This window comes from Ancylobacter gelatini (assembly GCF_022601675.1).
Lineage (GTDB): Bacteria > Pseudomonadota > Alphaproteobacteria > Rhizobiales > Xanthobacteraceae > Ancylobacter > Ancylobacter gelatini.
Genome location: NZ_JAKVIL010000001.1, coordinates 343,702 through 361,159, shown reverse-complemented (window position 1 = coordinate 361,159; position 17,458 = coordinate 343,702). Strand labels below are relative to the sequence as shown.

Genomic DNA, 17,458 nt, shown 5'->3' with positions numbered 1-17,458 from the left:
GCGCGCATGCCCGCCACCCTCACGGACGATACGCGCCGAGCTCTGGCGGTGGCGGCGCTGGATCGGCGGCCACCTGACCCCGAATGTTCGTGGCTCCCGCTCCCCTTGCCGACCCTCTATCAGCTCACCGAGCTCCGAGCGCGCGGCGCGACCGAATGGAGCCTGCGCGAGGTCAAGGCGTGGCCGTGCGTGTTCGGCTCGGGCTCGTTCTTCCGCCTCGCGCGTCACGCCGACGAGGGCCAGCCGGCGTTCATCACGCTGGTACGCGACGAGTGGGAGTGCGGGCTCGACCTCGTCGCATGGTCTGCCGGTGACCCGCGAAAAATCGCCCGGCGCGATGGTGCGGCGGCACTTCTCGGCGAGGGGGCGCTCGGCAATCCTGCGACGTTCGCCTACCGCCGGCCCGTGCGCGTCTTCCGCGATCCGCTCGGCTGGCTGCGCGCCGACCGCAACGGCCTCGTGATCGTCGATTCGGTCGGCGCCGCGCTGCGCTTGGCCGATGCGCCGGGCATCATGGCGGAGGATGCCGAACATGCCCGCGATCTGGCCGCGATGCTGGCGCCGCATGTTCCCGCCGAGCGCATCGTCGCGCCGCGCACGACTCCGAGAGCGCCCTAATGATGGATGTGCGAGGGGATTATGTGACGGCCGCGGAGCTGCTGGAAGAAGATCGCCACCGAGCGCAGGAGGCGGCGCGCCGGGCGGCAGACGATCGTCAGCACGACGACCGAACAACCATCCCCACGGTGGAGATGCTGGACGCCGCGTCCTTCGCGGGGCGATCGGTCCCGCCTCGGCTGTGGCACGTCGATGAGCTGATGCCGGCCCAAACCGTCACGGGCCTCTCAGGCGACGGTGCCACCGGCAAGTCGACGATCGCGCTCCAGCTCGCCGTCGCGACGGTCGCGGGCGGCTATTGGCTGGGCCGATCCGCCGAGCGCGGACCGTGCATCTACCTCACGGCGGAGGACGACGTGGACGAGGTTCACCGCCGCCTCGACGCGATCACGCTGGGCATGGGCATCGACCTTGCCGCCCTAGGCGGCTTGAAGATCATCCCGCTCGCTCACCGGGACGCGCTTCTGGCTGCGCCCGATGGCCGCAATGGCATTCTTCGCCCTACGCCCCTGTTTGCCGCCGTCGAACAGCGCATCGAGGAGGTGCAGCCGGCGCTAGTGGTGCTCGACACCAAGGCGGACCTGTTTGGCGGCGACGAAAACAATCGCGCCCACGCCCGCCAGTTCATCGGCCTGCTGCGCGCCCAGGCGATCCAGCACCGGACGACGACACTGCTGCTCGATCATCCGTCGCTTGGCGGCCTTGCCAGCGGCTCCGGCACCAGCGGTTCCACCGCTTGGAATAACAGCCTCCGGTCGCGGCTCTACTTCGAGCGCGTCAAGGACGAAAGCGGCAAGGAACTCGACGTCGACGCGCGCGTGCTCCGCATCATGAAGTCGAACTATGCGCGCAGCAGGGATGAGATCAAGGTTCGGTGGCAGGACGGCTCCTTCAAGGTCGCGACCAGCACAAATCCGCTGAACCACTACGCCGCTCATGAGAATGCCGAGCGCGTCTTCCTCGAACTGCTGTCAGCATACGACGCCGAGGGGCGGAATGTCACGACCGCGGGCCCGACCTATGCGCCGGCGATCTTCGCCAAGGACGCCCGTGCGGACGGCCTGAACCGGAGGGCCCTTTCCGATGCGATGAACCGGCTGTTCCAGGCGAAGCGCATCCGTGTCGAGGAGGTCGGCCCTCCTTCGCGGCGCCGCACCCGCATCGTTCCGGTGGGATCGGAGCCGGCTCCATGACCTTCCAATCCCCCTTCCAATCCCAAATTCCGGTTCCACCAATCAGGGGTTCGGGAGGGTGCCAATCCCCCTTCCAACCTCCCCTCGCGCCTTCCAATCCCCCTTCCAATCCCCCTGCCTACATATCCCCCGTACCCCCTATGGGGCTCAAGCGCCCCTCTGGGGGCGGTGCGCTTGCCCCTCTGAAGCCCATGGGAGCCTGTCATGAGCACGACCGAATACGCCATCGCCGCGCCTAAAACCCGCCGTCCGCCAGCCAAGAAGCCACGCATTTCGCGGAAGATGCATCAGGCCCTTGAGGCCTACATCACGGGCACCGCGAAGACCCAGGTTGAAGCAGCCGCAAAGGCCGGGATCAGCTCCGAACACTTCTGCCGAGCACTGAAGATCCGGCCGCCAGCAGCGGGGTGTACGGCGGGTCGCGGTTCGGCAACTTCTGGAGTGGCGGCGCGCGATGACCCTTGATGTTTTTCAGGACAGCATCGCAGGGGATATCGCCTACGCCCGCGATCACCTCGCGCAGGACTTGCCGGCGACCTTCGCGGAGGGGATGGAAGCCGCGTGGCGCGTGGGCTTAGACTTCGGCAACAGCGACGCGGCCAACCGCGCGCGCATTGAGGGGGTGCAGGAGTTCGTCGACCGGGTGCGCCAGCGTGCTGGCGTGACGTTGGCCAATCCCGCCTTCGGCGGCGGCGCCGCGGCGCTGGCGGAGATGAACCGCCAGATTGCCCAGCTCGCGCCGAAGTTCCCCGACCTCGCCTTGAAGCCGCTCACCGCCGCCGACCTCGACGAGATGGGAATCGCCCGGTCCCGCGCGGCGCGCGAAGCACAGCAGAAGCTGGCCGGCCGCGAACAGACCTGGGGCTCGACCATCGGCGGCATCCTCGGCGGCACGGCGGCCGGCGCTGTTGACCCCGTGAATCTCGTCGCCGTGCCGCTGGCCGCCCCGGCGTCCATCGGTATCCTCGGCACCGCGCTCGCCACCGGCGGCATTACGGCCGGAACGCAGCTCGGCATCGAGGCGATCACGGCCAGCTACAAGGAGCAGGTCGCGCCCGGCTATGCCGCCTCCGGCGAGGCCGCGCAGAACATCGGCGAGGCCGCCATTGCCGGCGCCGTGCTGGGTGGCGGGGTGAGGGGCCTCGGCGCCCTGTGGACGCGGGTGCAGACGGGCGCCTGGCCACGCCATGTCCGCGACGCGGGCAACGTGGTGGCCAGCGAGGCGCAGATTGCGGACGCGAACCGCCTTCCCGGTGTCGAGGGCGAGGTGGCGCACCGCACCGCGCTGCAGGCCAGCATCGACGCCATGGTCAGCGGCCGGCCGGTTGACGTGTCGGACACCATCACGCCCTCGCTGCTGCGCAGCTACGAGGCGCGGCTCGCGCCCGTCATGGAGGCCCGCGCCGCGGCCCGAGGCGCCGAGGAAACCGGCCTTGCAATCGAGCGCGAGGGCGCGCGTCTGCCGGGCACGGTGGAGCGCCTGAGCGAGGTGCAGCTCGCCGACATCCGCGCCACGGCACAGGCCGCGCGCGATGAGCTCGCTACGACCCGCCAGACGCTCGACACCGAGGCCGGCAACCTAACCGCCCGACGCGGCGTTCTCGGTACCCGTGAGCAGGAGGTGTCCGCACTTCGCGAGGAGGTCGATTCCCTCCGCGCCGATCTGGAGCAGGCCCGAACCCGGCTCGCCGACGCCCGCCCGCCGACCGATCCGGAGACGCAGGCCCGCCTGGCCGCCATCGAAAGCGACCTCGCCGTCGCCAGCATCCCGGCCGACCGCCGCGCCTGGCTGGAGAACGAGCGCCAATCTATCGTCGACACCCTCGCCAAGACCGCCCCCGGCGATGCCCGGCTGGCGGTCTCGCTGCGGCAGGAGGTGGCCGGACTGGAGAGGTCGCGCAAGGCACGCGAGAAGGAGCTCGACACCGCCGACCGGCGGGCGAACCGCGAGCGCGCCCGGCTCGACAAGGCCGATGCCGACCTGCCGACCCGGCGCACCGCCGCCGAAACCCGCGCCGCCGGCCGCGAGGCGAGCGCCGGCACCGAGCTGCGCCGCGCAGTGTCGCGCCTCGCACAAGAGGGATACGGCGTTCGGCTCGCGCGCGACGATGCGGAGGAGCTTGCCGGCAAGATCCTTGCCGCCGCGCCGGACGAGGTTGACGCCCGGCAGCGCGAACTGACCGAGACGCTGGTTGATCGCCGGCTTGATGCGCTGCGCGCCCAGCCCGAGCCCGCCCCGGTGACGCAGCGGCACGCCCGCACCGCTTATCACACAGACGAGGCCCGGAAGCGGGTGCAGGCGCTGGCGCGCGAGGTCGGATACCAGATGCCGAAGGACGAGGCCGCCGCCATCGCAGGCGCCATTGTGCGCGCTCGAAGCGACGACGAGGCCGGCGCGATCGTCGACGAACTGCTGCTGCGCCCGCGCACGCTCGCGGCCACCTTGCCCGGCACGGAGGCCGCACGGCTGGAGGTTGGCCTGCGCGCCGGGGGTAGGACGGAGAGCCCCGACGGTCTCCAGACGGCCTCACACAGCTCCGCCGCCTCGCAGGCCGGCGGCATTGTAGCCGGCGAGCCACGCCCCGAACAGATTGCCGCCCTCGCGGACGAACTGACGCCCGCGAAGATCGCCGCCGCCCGCGCCGCGTCCGTGACGGATGACACGGTTGCCCACGAGCTCGACAAGCTCCGGGCCATGGGTGACCGGCAGGTGCCCGTTGGCGAGCGGCTGAATGAGCGTGGCGAGCTTGAGGCCGACATGCGGTCGGTCGACGATCTGATGGACGAAGCCGACGCCCGTCTCGCCGCCGCGCGCGAGATTGCCGCCTGCGCCCTCCCGCAACCGGAGATGTCCTGATGCCCATCAACGAATGCGTGGCGAAGCTGGTGAAGACCGGCGCCATCTCCAAGGAGATCGGCGACGAGGCGCTGGGACTCTACGAGCGGTCCCGCGGCGAGTTCGGCAGAACGATGGGGCCAGCGCAGGCCGATGCTGCGGCGGCGCTGGCGACCGCCAAGGCGATGGAGGCCGGGGCCAAGAAGTTGCGGAACGACACGGCGAAACAGGCCTTAGCCTTCGCCAGTGCCGAGCGACGCGTGCTGGAGCACCCGAAGGGCCGCGCCGCCGGGCTCATGTCGATGCTAACTCGCGACATCTGGGAACAGGGCGGCGAGAACGTCGCGACGAAAGCCGAAGTCATCACCGCGCAACTGTTCCGCCGCTTCGACGACGCGCTGCGCAAGCTCGCCCCCGGCATCCTGGGCCAGTCGGCCGAACAGATCGCCAGCGTGCGCAATCTCGTGCGCGAGGTGTTCGGGCACGACACGGGTGACCAGATCGCCAAGGCGGCTGCGCGCGGATGGACCGAGGCGACCAAAGAGGCCGTCGACCGGGTGACCGCCGCCGGGCGGAACATGCCGGTGAGTGAAAACTGGCGGCTTCCCCAGTTCTGGGACAGCCTCCGCGTGCGTCGCTTCTCCGCCGACGAGTTCGCCCAGGCGTTCAAGGCCGAGGTGGATCGCGGCGCGCTCACCTTGTGGGATCGCGACACCGGCACGCAGGCCGCCGCCGGCCGCACCGACTTCATCCTGCAGCGCGCCTATCGTGACATCGCCGTCGGCGACAGCAGCGCCAAGGCATTCTCACCCGAGCAGCGCACCTTTCAGTTCGCGGACGGCGAGGCGGGTGCCGAGGCCTGGCTGCGACTGTCGGACCAGTTCGGATCGGGCGAAAACGTGTTGGGGATGCTCACCGGCCACCTTCAGCGCATGAGCACAGAGATTGCCCTCGCCGAGGTGGTCGGACCGAACCACGGTGCCGTCATCCGCGCGCTGCTGCCGCATGTCCGCGAGGAGGAAGCCGGGCTCTCGACGCTGGGGAGGATGAACCCCCTCCGCATGCTGGAAAGCCGGGCCGTTGCCGAGCGCACCTATGACGTTCTCACTGGCAAGGCGAACGCGGTGGACGGCCCGCTGATGGCCGGCATCTTCGGCGGGCTGCGCTCGATCAACGTCGCGGCCAAGCTGGGCGGCGCGGTCATCTCTGCCGTGCCGGGCGATAGTGTCACCGCCGGCTTGGCCGCCTCCTATAACGGGATGGCGCCAGGCCGGATCCTCGCCGGCACGCTCCGTGAACTCAGCCGCGGGGGCGAGGGCAGCGAGGCGCTGGCAGCGCGGCTCAACCTCACAGCCCACGCCGCGATGGACTTCGCGCACGGCTTTTCGCGGTTCGTCGACGAGGTGACTGGCCCGCAAGTGCTGCGCGCCATGGCGAACGTGGTCATCCGGACGCACGGCCTCGCCGCGTGGACCGATCTCATGAAGCGCACCTTCACCATGGAAATGCTCGGCCACCTCAGCGCCGCGTCAGGGTGTGCGTCGTCGGGCATCTGCAGCTGCGTGGCGAGGCTGATAACTTCCTCAGGCGAAAGGAACGGGCGCGCCATCAGCAGGTCGCGCGGGGATCGGGGCATAGCTCCTCCTTCGCCGGTCACGCGTGGCGCGCCGGCTTGTTCGGGTGGTCGGGTTGTGGGGCAACCTGCCGGCTTGCTGCCGGTCAGGTTAGTGGCGCGAACGGCAGGCAAACGGCCGAGTTTGCCGAAACGGGCACTCGCAGTTTATAGGCGCTTCGTTTGATCTGAAATACGTTAACTGATATGAAACATATCATGCTGATGATTTGATCTGATGTCAATCAAGGGATATGAAAGTGCTCACTGGAGCTCAGATCAGAGCAGCACGAGGGCTTATTCGCTGGAGCGCGGAGAAGCTTGCCACCGAGGCGAGGCTCGGCGTTGCGACGGTGCGCCGAGCGGAGGGCGCAGACGGTGCGCCGAGCATTACCGACGCGAACGGTAATGCCATCCAGCGCGCCCTCGAATCCGCTGGCGTGATCTTCATCGAGCAGAATGGTAACGGTCCTGGAGTACGACTGCGGGAACGGACTTAGCGGCCAGTTCGCGAGCCGCCTGTCGAAACACGACGACCGCGGAGAAGTATGCTGGAAACTCTTCTCTATGAACCGGTGAAGCGCTTCCTCGAGACGCTCGGCTATAGCGTGAAGGGCGAGATTGGCCCCTGCGATCTGGTTGGCTTAAGGGACGGCGAGCCGACAGTAGTTGTGATCGGCGAGATGAAGCTGACCTTCAATCTCGAACTGATCTTGCAGGGCGTCGACCGGATGGCGATCGGCGACGAGATATGGTTGGCCGCCAAGCTCTCGAAGAGAGGCAAAGGGCGCGAGAGTGATCCGCGCTATCGCAATCTCTGCAGACGCCTCGGCTTCGGGCTGCTGGGGGTGTCCGACGCGGGTCAGGTCGACGTACTGGTTTCTCCGACCGCTCCACTGCCGCGGAAGGACCCTCGCCGGCGCTCTCGGCTGGTCGACGAGCACAAGCGCCGGCAGGGCGATCCGGTGGCCGGCGGCGGATCGCGCAAGCCCATTATGACCGCATATCGGCAGCAGGCTCTCGGGTGCGCCGCAACGATGATGTCGGCGCCGCAACGCCCGCGCGATCTGAAACAGGCATTTCCTGACGCACCGAAGATCCTGCGTCGCAACGTCTATGGCTGGTTCGAACGCTCGGAGCGAGGCGTGTACGCCCTTACCGCAGCCGGCCGCAGTGCCGTTGCATCCTGGATGCCGATGCCCGACACCCAAGCGGCCGAATAGATGGCCGACCGAGCACGACGTGGCCAGGTGTGAGGGTGAGGAAGGAACAAGCTTGATGTTTGGGTGGAAGATAACGCAGGTTTTCCCTGAGCCTGATGTCTTAGCGGCTTTGGAGCCGGAAGAACTCGGCCTACGCCTCCTGCCCTGGCTCGCGACCATTCCCGCGGGCAACCGCCAACTTCTTTGGGCGGTTCAGGAGGCCAATAAGAGCTATGACGGGCATCTCCACCGTCATGTGGACACGGCTATTCGTGAGGCGTGGGCATGGCTTGAGGGACAGGCCCTATTGATCGAATCGCCGCAATACGGCTCCCCCAATTCGGTTCGGGTTCTCAGCCGCAAGGCGGTGCAACTGGTGAAGGAACAGGATCCACGAAGGGCGTTCAGCGCCCGTCTCATTCCGAAGGAGAGCCTGCACCCGTCGATCCGAGAGGACGTGTGGTCGCTGTTTCATCGCGGGAAGCTGGACACGGCTGTCTTCGAGGCGATGAAGGCCGTCGAAGTTGCGGTGAGGACTGCGGCGCGGCTTTCCGACAAGGATATAGGTGTCGGACTGATGCGCAGGGCGTTCGACAAAGGCTCAGGCCCATTGGCGGATATGACCATGGATGAAGGCGAGCGGGAGATGCGAGCGCATCTGTTCGCTGGCGCCATCGGTTCTTACAAGAACCCGCATTCCCACCGGAACGTCGCACTTGAAGATCCGTATGAGGCGGCAGAGATCATCCTGCTCGCCAACCATCTATTGCGCATTGTCGATGTTCGCGCCGCAGCGGTTGCGGGCCCTCAACCCCGATAGATGTTGAGGGCGCTCTACCAGCCTAGCGTCGTCTTGGGTCTCCCAACCGGCTGGTAAGGGTTTGTGCTGTGCATCTGGTAGCCACCGCTCGTGAACTCCTCCCGCCAGCCGCCGCCGAGCGTCTGTCCGGTGTGCGAATAGGGATTGCCGTTCTGTGTGGTGACGTATCCAGTCCCTCCGATCGACTTCTGCGTGATGTACGTGTTGCCCGCCGAATCGGTCGAGCACGGATTGGTCACAAGCTCACAGCCCGCTACCGCCGTTCCGGTCTCCAGCAGTAAGCACGCGAGCCCAGCAGCAAAGATCGCCATCTTCATATCCGCCTCCCCTTGGTTGTATTGGAGGAGAATTGCATCCAGGCGAGGGATTGTCACGGTAGGGAATGCTGGCCCGGTGGGGCGAGCTGCGTTGATCCCCCAGGGGATTGCCGCGCCCTCGTACAGATGTCGTGAGCGAGGCTGAAGACGGCGCGCCAGAAAAAATCCGCCTCGCACCTCCCCGCCGAGACGGACAGATTCGGCGCACCGTGATGACCCGGTGATGACCCGAAGCTCGGAAGCGCTGCCTAGGCCGAAGCGGCCTTGAGATTTCATATTACATCTCAAGGACTTATGTGGTGAGCCCGTCGGGATTCGAACCCGAGACCCCATGATTAAAAGTCACGTGCTCTACCAGCTGAGCTACGGGCTCCCACGGGAACGGGGCTTAAGGGTTTAGCGCGCGGAACGCAAGACGAAGACCGGTGCCGCGGCCGGGAACCCCCAGCCGCCACCGCGCGGTTTTTTCGACATTGCATTGGCGCAAACATGCTCTGTCGATCATACCGCTTCCGATGCACGGCTCCCGCGGCTAGCTTGCTGCCCATGGAATTCGACGGCCCGCCCGATGGCGCGCCGCACGTCACATGAGGAGTTGGTTCACATGGCCAAGGTTCTGGTTCTCTATTATTCGACCTATGGGCACATCGAGACGATGGCCGAGGCCGTCGCCGAGGGTGCGCGCGAGGCCGGTGCCGAGGTGGTGGTGAAGCGCGTGCCGGAAACGGTGCCGACCGAAATCGCCCAGCAGAATCACTTCAAGCTCGACCAGAAGGCGCCGGTCGCCACTGTCGACGAGCTGAAGGACTATGACGCCATCATCTTCGGCGCGCCCACCCGCTTCGGCACCGTGGCCTCGCAGATGCGCGCCTTCATCGACCAGACCGGCGGCCTGTGGTTCACCGGCGGCCTCGTCGGCAAGGTCGGCTCGGTGTTCACTTCCTCGGCCACCCAGCATGGCGGCCAAGAATCCACCATTCTCGGCTTCATGCCCACCCTGCTGCATCACGGCATGGTCGTGGTAGGCCTGCCCTACGCCTTCCAGGGCCAGATGGGTGTCGACGAAATCAAGGGCGGCTCGCCCTACGGCGCGTCCACCATCGCCGATGGTGACGGCTCGCGTCAGCCTTCCAAGGTGGAACTCGACGGCGCCCGCTTCCAGGGCAAGCATGTCGCCACCATCGCGGGCAAGCTGCACGGCTGATAGCCGGCAGCGCCGGACACACGAACGGCCGGACCTTCGCGGGTCCGGCCGTTCTGGTTTGGGCACGCTTGTTGTCTGCCCGTAAGGGTCAGCGCGCCGGGATATCCCCGCGCGCCCAGCCTTCCTTGACCTCGGCCTTGTGCGCCTCGAAGCGCCCTTCCGCGATCGCGGCGCGGATACCGGCCATCAGCGTCTGGTAATAGGCGAGGTTCACCCAGGTCAGCAGCATCGAGCCCAGCATCTCGTCGCAGCGGATGAGGTGGTGCAGATAGGCACGCGAATAGTCTCGCGCCGCCGGGCAGTCGCTTTCCTCGTCGAGCGGACGCGGGTCATTGGCGTGGCGCGCGTTCTTCAGATTGATCTTGCCGAAGCGGGTGAAGGCCAGCGCGTGGCGCCCGGCGCGCGTCGGCATCACGCAGTCGAACATGTCGACGCCGCGCCCCACCGCCTCGATGATGTCGTCCGGCGTGCCGACGCCCATGAGGTAGCGCGGCTTGTCCTGCGGCAGGATGGCGTTGACCACCTCGATCATGCCGAGCATCACCGCCTGCGGCTCGCCGACCGCCAGCCCGCCGATGGAGTAGCCGGGAAATCCGATATCGACGAGCCCGCGCGCGGATTCCTCGCGCAGGTCCGGCACGTCGCCGCCCTGCACGATGCCAAACAGCGCGCGGCCCGGCGGCTGCGCCTCGAACGCCTTCTTCGAGCGCTCCGCCCAGCGCAGCGACAGGCGCAGCGCGCGGGCGACCTCTTCCGGCGCGGCCGGCAGGCGCACGCATTCGTCGAGCTGCATCTGAATGTCGGAGCCGAGCAGGCCCTGGATCTCCACCGAGCGCTCCGGCGACATCTCGTGATAGGCGCCGTCAATATGCGAGCGGAAGGTCACGCCCTTCTCGTTCAGCTTGCGCAGCGCCGCCAGCGACATCACCTGGAACCCGCCGGAATCGGTGAGGATCGGGTACGGCCAGCGCATGAACTTATGCAGACCGCCCAGCTCCGCGATCCGCTCGGCGGAGGGGCGCAGCATCAGATGATAGGTGTTGCCCAGCACGATATCGGCGCCGAGTTCGCGCACCTGCTCGGGGTACATGCCCTTCACTGTCGCGGCCGTGCCGACCGGCATGAAGGCGGGTGTGCGGATGATACCGCGCGGAGTGACCACCTCGCCGAGGCGCGCGGCCCCGTCGGTGGCCTTGAGATGATAGGCGAAAGGCTGGGTCATGAGCGACGTTCTGGCAGCAAAAGGCTGGCGTCGCCATAGGAATAGAAGCGATAGCCGTCGGCAATGGCATGGGCATAGGCGCGCTTCTGCACGTCATGGCCGATGAAGGCGGCGATGAGCATGACCAGCGTCGAGCGCGGCAGGTGGAAATTGGTCATCATCCCGTCGATGAAGCGGAAGCGGTAGCCGGGCGTGATGAAGATGTCGGTGTCGCCGCGCCACTCGTGCAAGGCGCCGTCCTCGCGCGCCGCGCTTTCCAAGAGGCGCGTCGCCGTGGTGCCGACCGTGACCACCCGTCCGCCGCGCGCCTTCACCGCGTTCAGCGCCTGTGCGGTGGCGGCGGAGACCTCGCCCCATTCCGCGTGCATGCGGTGGCCCTCGGTGTCGTCGGCCTTGACCGGCAGGAAGGTGCCGGCGCCGACATGGAGCGTGACGCGGTGGGTCTCGACCCGGCGCGCGGCCAGCCTCTCGATCAGTTCGGGCGTGAAGTGCAGGCCGGCGGTCGGCGCGGCGACCGACCCCTCATACTGCGCGAACATGGTCTGGTAGTCGGCGCGGTCCTGCGCATCATCCTCGCGCTTGGCCGCGATATAGGGCGGCAGCGGGATATGGCCGAGCGTGGCGATCGCGGCATCCAGCGCCGCGCCCGACAGATCGAACCGCAGCGTGACCTCGCCGCCCTCGCCTTTCGCCTCGATGCGGGCGGCGAGCGGATGGCCCGCGCGGGAAAAATCAACGGCGTCGCCGACCGCCAGCCGCTTGCCCGGCCGCGCCAGCGCCAGCCAGGTGTCGCCCGACACCCGCTTGTGCAGCATCGCCTCCACCCGCACGCCCTCGCCCTGCGAGGCATCGCGACGGCGCAGGCCATCGAGCCGGGCGGGCACCACGCGGGTGTCGTTCACCACCAGCGCATCGCCGGGGTTCAGCAGGTCCGGCAGGTCGCGCACATGCCGGTCGTCCAGCTCGGGATCCCGCCCCGGCCGCACCACCAGCATGCGCGCGGCGTCGCGCGGCGAGACCGGGCGCAGCGCGATCCGCTCGGGCGGCAGCTCGAAATCGAACAGGTCGACACGCATTCACGTCATCCGTCATCCGCCGCGCCCTTCGCGGGCCGGGGGAGTTCTCAAAAAACGATCCCGGAGCGCGCTCGTCGCGCGTCCGGGATCCTGGTCTCAGCGATGAGACGACGCTCAGGCGGCGGAGACGCTCGCCTTGACGATCATGTCCGGGTTGCGCACCGGCTCGCCGCGCTTGACCTTGTCGACATTCTCCATGCCTTCGACCACCTCGCCCCAGACGGTGTACTGGCCGTCGAGGAAGGAGGCGTCGCCGAAGCAGATGAAGAACTGGCTGTCGCCGGAATCCGGGCTCTGGGCGCGGGCCATGGAGGCGGTGCCACGCACATGACGGCCCTTGTTGAACTCGGCCTTGAGCTTCTTGCCCGAGCCGCCGGTGCCGTTGCCGTGCTGGCCGTCACCGGTCTGGGCCATGAAGCCCTCGATCACGCGGTGGAACGGCACGTTGTCATAGAAGCCCTCGGTCGCCAGCTCGGCGATGCGGGCGACGTGGTTGGGGGCGAGATCAGGGCGGAACTTGATCTTGACCGGGCCCTGCGTGGTTTCGAGCAGCAGGAAGTTGGCGGTTTCGGCCATGGTTTTTCTCCTTGGTAAACGTCAGCTACGCGAAGGAACGCCGCTCACTTGTCAGCGGCGACCTTCATGGAAACGATCTTGTCGGGGTTCGCCACCGGCTCGCCGCGCTTGAGCTTGTCGACATTCTCCATGCCCGACACCACCTGCCCGACCACGGTGTACTGGCCGTTCAGGAACGAGCAGTCCTGGAAGCAGATGAAAAACTGCGAGTTGGCGCTGTTGGGGCTGGAGGCGCGGGCCATGCCCACCGTGCCGCGCGTGTGCGGCAGGCTGGAGAACTCCGCCGGCAGGTCCGGGTAGCGCGAGCCACCCGTGCCATTGCCATACTGGCCGTCGCCGGTCTGGGCCATGAAGCCGTCAATGACGCGGTGGAACGGCACGTTGTTGTAGAAACCCTCACGCGAGAGCGTCTTGATGCGCTCGGCATGCTTGGGCGCCACGTCGGGGCGCAGCACGATCACGACGGGACCCTTGGTGGTCTCCATGAGGATCGTGTTCTGCGGATCGGCATTCGCCGGGATCTTGGGAGCCTGCGCGCTCGCCGGCACGGCGAAGGCGAGGCTGACGGCAAGGGCGGCGAAGAGGCTGCGAACCATGAGTGAACTCCGTTGAGGAACGCGGACCGGGAGGCCGTGTCAGGCGGGGGTGCGGCCGAACCGCGCCTTCAGCCGGTCCAGCACGGCGGGCGGCACGAAGGCCGAGACATCGCCGCCCATCTGGGCGATCTGCCTGACAAGGGTGGCGGTGATAGGGCGGGCAATCGGCGAGGCCGGCAGAAAAACCGTCTGCACCTCGGGGCGCAGCACGGCGTTCATGCCCGCCATCTGCATTTCATAGTCAAGATCGGTGCCGTCGCGCAGGCCGCGGATCAGGAGGCGCGCGCCGTGATCGCGCGCGGCGTCGACGACGAGATTGTCGAAGGTCAGGCATTCCAGCGCCGCGCCCTCGGCCGCCGCGATCGGCGCGAACACCTCGCGCAGCATCTCCAGCCGCTCCTGTGCGCTGAACAGCGGGGCCTTGCCGGGATGGATGCCGACGCCGACGATGAGCTTTCCCGCCAGCCGCGCGGCGGCGCGGGCGACTTCGACATGGCCGTTGGTCGGCGGATCGAAGGAGCCGGGATAGAAGGCGATGGCGTCGGCGCTCATGCGGGGCTTCCGTGGGCGGGGTTTTCCGTGGGCGACACGTCGCACGCGGCGACGGGGCGTCTCCGGGTGCGCGCAAGGGTTAGCCGCGCCGGCGGCGGCGCGCAAGCCGTGCGCCGCTCAGCGATGGCGGTCGGCGATCCATTTGGTGACGTTCGGCGGCTGATACGCGCGCAGTCGCTCGATCAGCGCGCCCGGCTCCTCCGCCACCAGCAGCATGTCGCGATGGGCGGGCTTCATGAAGGCTTCGTCGACCACATGGTCGAGAAAGCCCAGCAGCCGGTCGTAATAGCCCTCGACATTATAGAGCGCGCAGGGCTTGACATGGCCGCCGAGTTGCGCCCAGGTCCACACCTCGAACAGTTCCTCCAGCGTGCCCACCCCGCCCGGCAGCGCGACGAAGGCATCCGACAGCTCCGCCATCAGCGCCTTGCGCTGGTGCATGGACTGCACGATCCGCAGGTCGCTCAGGCCGGCATGCGCCACTTCCTTGTCCACCAGCCGCTGCGGGATGATGCCGATCACCTCGCCGCCCGCCGCCAGCGCGGCATCGGCGACCGCGCCCATCAGCCCGACCGAGGCGCCGCCATAGACCAGGCCCAGCCCCTGCCGGGCAAGCTCCGTGCCCAGCGCGACCGCCGCCGCGCGATAGCCCGGACGATGGCCGCTGTTGGAGCCGAGAAACACGCAGATACGGCGCATGGGATATTCCGTGAGGTCTGACATGACTGAAGGCGGCCGAAGCCGCCTTCAACGATGCGTACGGGCAAAAGATCAGTCTTCGGCGTCCCCGGCGAGCGCTTCCTCGCCTTCCTCTTCCGAGACGCGCTCGACCGAGACCACCTTCTCGTCCTCGGCGGTGTCGAACACGATGACGCCCTGGCTGCCGCGCCCGACGATGCGGATGCCGTTGACCGGGCAGCGGATGAGCTGCCCGCCATCGGTCACCAGCATGATCTGGTCGGTCTCTTCCACCGGGAAGGAGGCCACCAGCGGCCCGTTGCGATCATTGACCGCCATGGCGACGATGCCCTTACCGCCGCGCCGCGTGGTGCGGTACTCATAGGACGAGGACCGCTTGCCGTAACCGTTCTCCGACAAAGTGAGGATGAACTGCTCGGCCGCGCTCAGTTCGATATAGCGCGCCTGGTCGATGGAGGCGCCGGCGAGCCCCGCCTCCTCGCCCTCGGCCTCGACGGTCTCGACATCCACCACCTCGGCCGCCTCGTCCGCCCCGTTCTCGGCGGCGTTCTGGCTGCGGCGCACCTGGTTGGCGAGCTTGATGTAGCCCGCCCGCTCCTCGGCGCTGGCCGCGACATGGCGAATGATCGCCAGCGAGATCATGCGGTCGCCGTCTTCGAGCTGGATGCCGCGCACGCCCATAGAGTCGCGGCCCTTGAAGACGCGGACCTCGGTGACCGGGAAGCGGATGCACTGACCATTGGCGCTGGTGAGCACCACGTCGTCATCCTCGGTGCACAACTGGACGTCGGCGATGGCCTCGCCCTCCTCCAGCTTCATCGCGATCTTGCCGTTGCGGTTCACATTGGTGAAGTCCGACAGCTCGTTGCGCCGCACCGTGCCGCCGGTGGTGGCGAACATGATCTGTAGCCGGCTCCACGTCTCCTCGTCCGGCAGTGCCATGATCGAGGTGATGCGCTCATCGGCGTCGAGCGGAAGGATGTTGACCAGCGCCTTGCCGCGCGCCTGCGGGGCCGCCAGCGGCAAGCGCCAGACCTTCAGCTTGTAGACCTGCCCCTTGGACGAGAAGAACAGCACGGGCGCGTGGGTGGACGCGACGAACAGGCGGGTGACGAAATCCTCGTCGCGCGTCTGCATGCCCGAGCGGCCCTTGCCGCCACGCCGCTGCGCCCGATAGGTGGAGAGCGGCACGCGCTTCACATAACCGGCATGGGACACGGTGACGACCATATCCTCGCGGGCGATCAGGTCCTCGTCCTCGAAATCCCCCTCCGCCTCGACGATCTCGGTCCGACGCGGCGTGCCGAATTCCGCTTTCACCGCAAGGAGTTCGTCCTTGACGATGGCATAGATGCGTTCGCGGCTGGCGAGGATGTCGAGATATTCGCGGATCTCTGCGGCGATCTTGTCGAGTTCGTCGGCGATCTCGTCGCGGCCGAGCGCGGTGAGGCGCTGCAGGCGCAGATCGAGGATCGCGCGCGCCTGCTCGAACGACAGGCGGTAGGTGTTGTCCGGCCCGAGGCGATGGCGCGGATCGTCGATCAACGCGATCAGCGGCGCGACGTCCAGTGCCGGCCAGTCCCGCGTCATCAGCAGGTCCCGGGCGGTCGCGGGATCGGGCGAGGTGCGGATGGTGCGGATCACCTCGTCGATATTGGCGACCGCGATGGCGAGGCCGACCAACACATGCGCGCGGTCACGTGCCTTGCGCAGCAGGAATTTCGTGCGCCGGCTAACCACTTCCTCGCGGAAGGCGATGAAGGCGGTCAGCAGGTCGTGCAGCGTCATCAGCGCCGGCTTGCCGCCGTTCAGCGCCACCATATTGGCGCCAAACGAGGTCTGCAGCGCGGTCATGCGGTAGAGGTTGTTGAGGACGACGTCGCCCTGCGCGTCGCGCTTGACCTCGATGACGATGCGCATGCCCTCGCGGGAGGACTCGTCGCGGATTTCCGAGATGCCCTCCAGCCGCTTCTCGCGCACCAGCTCGGCCATGCGCTCGATCATCGTCGCCTTGTTCACCTGATAGGGAATCTCGGTGATGATGATCGCTTCGCGGTCCTTGCGGATGCTCTCCACCGTGGCGCGCGAGCGCATCACGACCGAGCCCCGGCCGGTGAGATAGGCCTGCCGGATGCCGCTGCGCCCGAGAATGAGCGCGCCAGTGGGGAAATCCGGGCCGTGGATGATGTCCAGCAGCCGCTCGACTTCAAGCGCGGGCTCGTCGATCAGCGCGACGCAGGCATCGACCACCTCGCCGAGATTGTGCGGCGGGATGTTGGTCGCCATGCCGACCGCGATGCCGCCGGCGCCATTGACCAGGAGGTTCGGGAACCGGGCGGGGAGCGCGGTCGGCTCCTGCTCGCGCCCGTCATAATTCTCCTGGAAATCGACGGTGTCCTTGTCGAGATCGTCCAGCAGCGTCATCGCCGGCTTGGCGAGGCGCACCTCGGTGTAACGTTCCGCCGCCGGGGGGTCGCCGTCGACCGAGCCGAAATTGCCCTGCCCGTCGATCAGCGGCAGGCGCATCGAAAAGTCCTGCGCGAGCCGGACCAGCGCGTCGTAGATCGCCTGGTTGCCGTGCGGATGGTACTTGCCCATCGTGTCGCCGGTGACGCGGGCGGACTTATTGTAGGCACGCTCGGGCGTGTAATTGTTCTCGCGCATCGAGAACAGGATGCGGCGATGCACCGGCTTCAGGCCGTCGCGCACATCCGGCAGCGCGCGCGAGACGATCACGCTCATCGCGTAGTCGAGATAGCTGCGCGAGAGCTCGTCGGTGATCGAGACGGGCCGGATGTCCGAGGGACCGCCGTCCTCCGGCTTAGAGGTATCGGAATCAGACAAGGAATCGACTTTCCGTGGTTGCGGAACAAGTGTGACTGTCTAGCCGATTCCGGCTCCAGACACCAGCCCGACGCCGCCGGAAACGCTCCAA

At 67.5% G+C, this 17,458-nt stretch carries 16 protein-coding genes and 1 tRNA gene; 8 read left to right on the top strand and 9 right to left on the bottom strand.

All coding sequences use genetic code 11. The features are described 5' to 3' along the window. The first annotated feature begins 6 nt into the window (after nt 1–6). The 7 genes from MKI84_RS01815 to MKI84_RS01780 all read left to right on the top strand — a co-directional run bounded on the left by MKI84_RS01815 (nt 7) and on the right by MKI84_RS01780 (nt 8,281). Complete coding sequence (locus MKI84_RS01815; RefSeq protein WP_241616253.1) at nt 7–618, top strand: hypothetical protein; 612 nt, start codon at nt 7–9, stop codon at nt 616–618. Further along, nucleotides 618–1,811, top strand: coding sequence for an AAA family ATPase (locus MKI84_RS01810; protein ID WP_241616252.1), 1,194 nt, complete (start codon nt 618–620; stop codon nt 1,809–1,811). Before MKI84_RS01815 ends, MKI84_RS01810 begins: the two co-directional genes overlap by 1 nt. Before the next feature lie 204 nt (nt 1,812–2,015). Beyond that, complete coding sequence (locus MKI84_RS01805) at nt 2,016–2,276, top strand: hypothetical protein (RefSeq protein WP_241616251.1); 261 nt, start codon at nt 2,016–2,018, stop codon at nt 2,274–2,276. Further along, entirely contained in the window at nt 2,266–4,668 is a 2,403-nt protein-coding gene (locus tag MKI84_RS01800) for a coiled-coil domain-containing protein (RefSeq protein WP_241616250.1), read from the top strand. The genes MKI84_RS01805 and MKI84_RS01800 overlap by 11 nt, the downstream gene beginning before the upstream one ends. After that, nucleotides 4,668–6,446, top strand: coding sequence for a hypothetical protein (locus MKI84_RS01795; protein ID WP_241616249.1), 1,779 nt, complete (start codon nt 4,668–4,670; stop codon nt 6,444–6,446). Before MKI84_RS01800 ends, MKI84_RS01795 begins: the two co-directional genes overlap by 1 nt. 364 nt (nt 6,447–6,810) lie before the next feature. Further along, the gene (locus tag MKI84_RS01785; RefSeq protein WP_241616513.1) at nt 6,811–7,482 is read left to right on the top strand and encodes a DUF2161 domain-containing phosphodiesterase; all 672 of its coding nucleotides are present in this window, start codon (nt 6,811–6,813) and stop codon (nt 7,480–7,482) included. A gap of 55 nt (nt 7,483–7,537) precedes the next feature. Beyond that, nucleotides 7,538–8,281 carry a TIGR02391 family protein gene (locus tag MKI84_RS01780; RefSeq protein WP_241616247.1) on the top strand — a complete coding sequence of 248 codons (744 nt, stop codon included), beginning with the start codon at nt 7,538–7,540 and terminating at the stop codon, nt 8,279–8,281. A gap of 14 nt (nt 8,282–8,295) precedes the next feature. Here the strand turns inward: MKI84_RS01780 and MKI84_RS01775 are convergent, their stop codons facing one another. Next, nucleotides 8,296–8,598, bottom strand: a complete 303-nt coding sequence (locus tag MKI84_RS01775; protein WP_241616246.1) for a hypothetical protein — start codon at nt 8,596–8,598, stop codon at nt 8,296–8,298. Nucleotides 8,599–8,895: 297 nt separating this feature from the next. Further along, nucleotides 8,896–8,971, bottom strand: a tRNA-Lys gene (locus MKI84_RS01770). Between the two features lie 231 nt (nt 8,972–9,202). On the opposite strand from MKI84_RS01770, the gene wrbA reads away from it, so the two are divergent. After that, on the top strand, nt 9,203–9,802 hold the full coding sequence (gene wrbA / locus MKI84_RS01765; RefSeq protein ID WP_241616245.1) for an NAD(P)H:quinone oxidoreductase: 600 nt from the start codon (nt 9,203–9,205) through the stop codon (nt 9,800–9,802). Nucleotides 9,803–9,890: 88 nt separating this feature from the next. Here the strand turns inward: wrbA and tgt are convergent, their stop codons facing one another. The 7 genes from tgt to gyrA all read right to left on the bottom strand — a co-directional run bounded on the left by tgt (nt 9,891) and on the right by gyrA (nt 17,367). Continuing rightward, on the bottom strand, nt 9,891–11,024 hold the full coding sequence (gene tgt / locus MKI84_RS01760; RefSeq protein ID WP_241616244.1) for a tRNA guanosine(34) transglycosylase Tgt: 1,134 nt from the start codon (nt 11,022–11,024) through the stop codon (nt 9,891–9,893). Continuing rightward, on the bottom strand, nt 11,021–12,100 hold the full coding sequence (gene queA, locus MKI84_RS01755; protein WP_241616243.1) for a tRNA preQ1(34) S-adenosylmethionine ribosyltransferase-isomerase QueA: 1,080 nt from the start codon (nt 12,098–12,100) through the stop codon (nt 11,021–11,023). The genes tgt and queA overlap by 4 nt, the downstream gene beginning before the upstream one ends. Before the next feature lie 114 nt (nt 12,101–12,214). Further along, on the bottom strand, nt 12,215–12,676 hold the full coding sequence (locus MKI84_RS01750; RefSeq protein WP_241616242.1) for a peptidylprolyl isomerase: 462 nt from the start codon (nt 12,674–12,676) through the stop codon (nt 12,215–12,217). Between the two features lie 44 nt (nt 12,677–12,720). Continuing rightward, a complete protein-coding gene (locus tag MKI84_RS01745) occupies nt 12,721–13,272 on the bottom strand; it encodes a peptidylprolyl isomerase (protein WP_241616241.1) in 552 nt (183 codons plus the stop codon). Between the two features lie 39 nt (nt 13,273–13,311). Beyond that, on the bottom strand, nt 13,312–13,824 hold the full coding sequence (gene coaD / locus MKI84_RS01740; RefSeq protein WP_241616240.1) for a pantetheine-phosphate adenylyltransferase: 513 nt from the start codon (nt 13,822–13,824) through the stop codon (nt 13,312–13,314). Nucleotides 13,825–13,941: 117 nt separating this feature from the next. Further along, nucleotides 13,942–14,523 carry an LOG family protein gene (locus tag MKI84_RS01735; protein ID WP_241616239.1) on the bottom strand — a complete coding sequence of 194 codons (582 nt, stop codon included), beginning with the start codon at nt 14,521–14,523 and terminating at the stop codon, nt 13,942–13,944. A 72-nt stretch (nt 14,524–14,595) separates the two neighbouring features. Further along, a complete protein-coding gene (gyrA, locus tag MKI84_RS01730) occupies nt 14,596–17,367 on the bottom strand; it encodes a DNA gyrase subunit A (protein WP_241616238.1) in 2,772 nt (923 codons plus the stop codon). Nucleotides 17,368–17,458: the final 91 nt, after the last annotated feature.

Bases quoted from the DNA above. Each gene is read 5' to 3' on its own strand.
- MKI84_RS01750 (WP_241616242.1), bottom strand. From the start codon at position 12,676: ATGGCCGAAACCGCCAACTTCCTGCTGCTCGAAACCACGCAGGGCCCG.
- wrbA (WP_241616245.1), top strand. From the start codon at position 9,203: ATGGCCAAGGTTCTGGTTCTCTATTATTCGACCTATGGGCACATCGAG.
- MKI84_RS01780 (WP_241616247.1), top strand. From the start codon at position 7,538: ATGTTTGGGTGGAAGATAACGCAGGTTTTCCCTGAGCCTGATGTCTTA.
- MKI84_RS01775 (WP_241616246.1), bottom strand. From the start codon at position 8,598: ATGAAGATGGCGATCTTTGCTGCTGGGCTCGCGTGCTTACTGCTGGAG.
- MKI84_RS01745 (WP_241616241.1), bottom strand. From the start codon at position 13,272: ATGGTTCGCAGCCTCTTCGCCGCCCTTGCCGTCAGCCTCGCCTTCGCC.
- MKI84_RS01800 (WP_241616250.1), top strand. From the start codon at position 2,266: ATGACCCTTGATGTTTTTCAGGACAGCATCGCAGGGGATATCGCCTAC.
- MKI84_RS01735 (WP_241616239.1), bottom strand. From the start codon at position 14,523: ATGCGCCGTATCTGCGTGTTTCTCGGCTCCAACAGCGGCCATCGTCCG.
- tgt (WP_241616244.1), bottom strand. From the start codon at position 11,024: ATGACCCAGCCTTTCGCCTATCATCTCAAGGCCACCGACGGGGCCGCG.
- coaD (WP_241616240.1), bottom strand. From the start codon at position 13,824: ATGAGCGCCGACGCCATCGCCTTCTATCCCGGCTCCTTCGATCCGCCG.
- MKI84_RS01805 (WP_241616251.1), top strand. From the start codon at position 2,016: ATGAGCACGACCGAATACGCCATCGCCGCGCCTAAAACCCGCCGTCCG.
- MKI84_RS01795 (WP_241616249.1), top strand. From the start codon at position 4,668: ATGCCCATCAACGAATGCGTGGCGAAGCTGGTGAAGACCGGCGCCATC.
- queA (WP_241616243.1), bottom strand. From the start codon at position 12,100: ATGCGTGTCGACCTGTTCGATTTCGAGCTGCCGCCCGAGCGGATCGCG.
- MKI84_RS01815 (WP_241616253.1), top strand. From the start codon at position 7: ATGCCCGCCACCCTCACGGACGATACGCGCCGAGCTCTGGCGGTGGCG.
- MKI84_RS01810 (WP_241616252.1), top strand. From the start codon at position 618: ATGATGGATGTGCGAGGGGATTATGTGACGGCCGCGGAGCTGCTGGAA.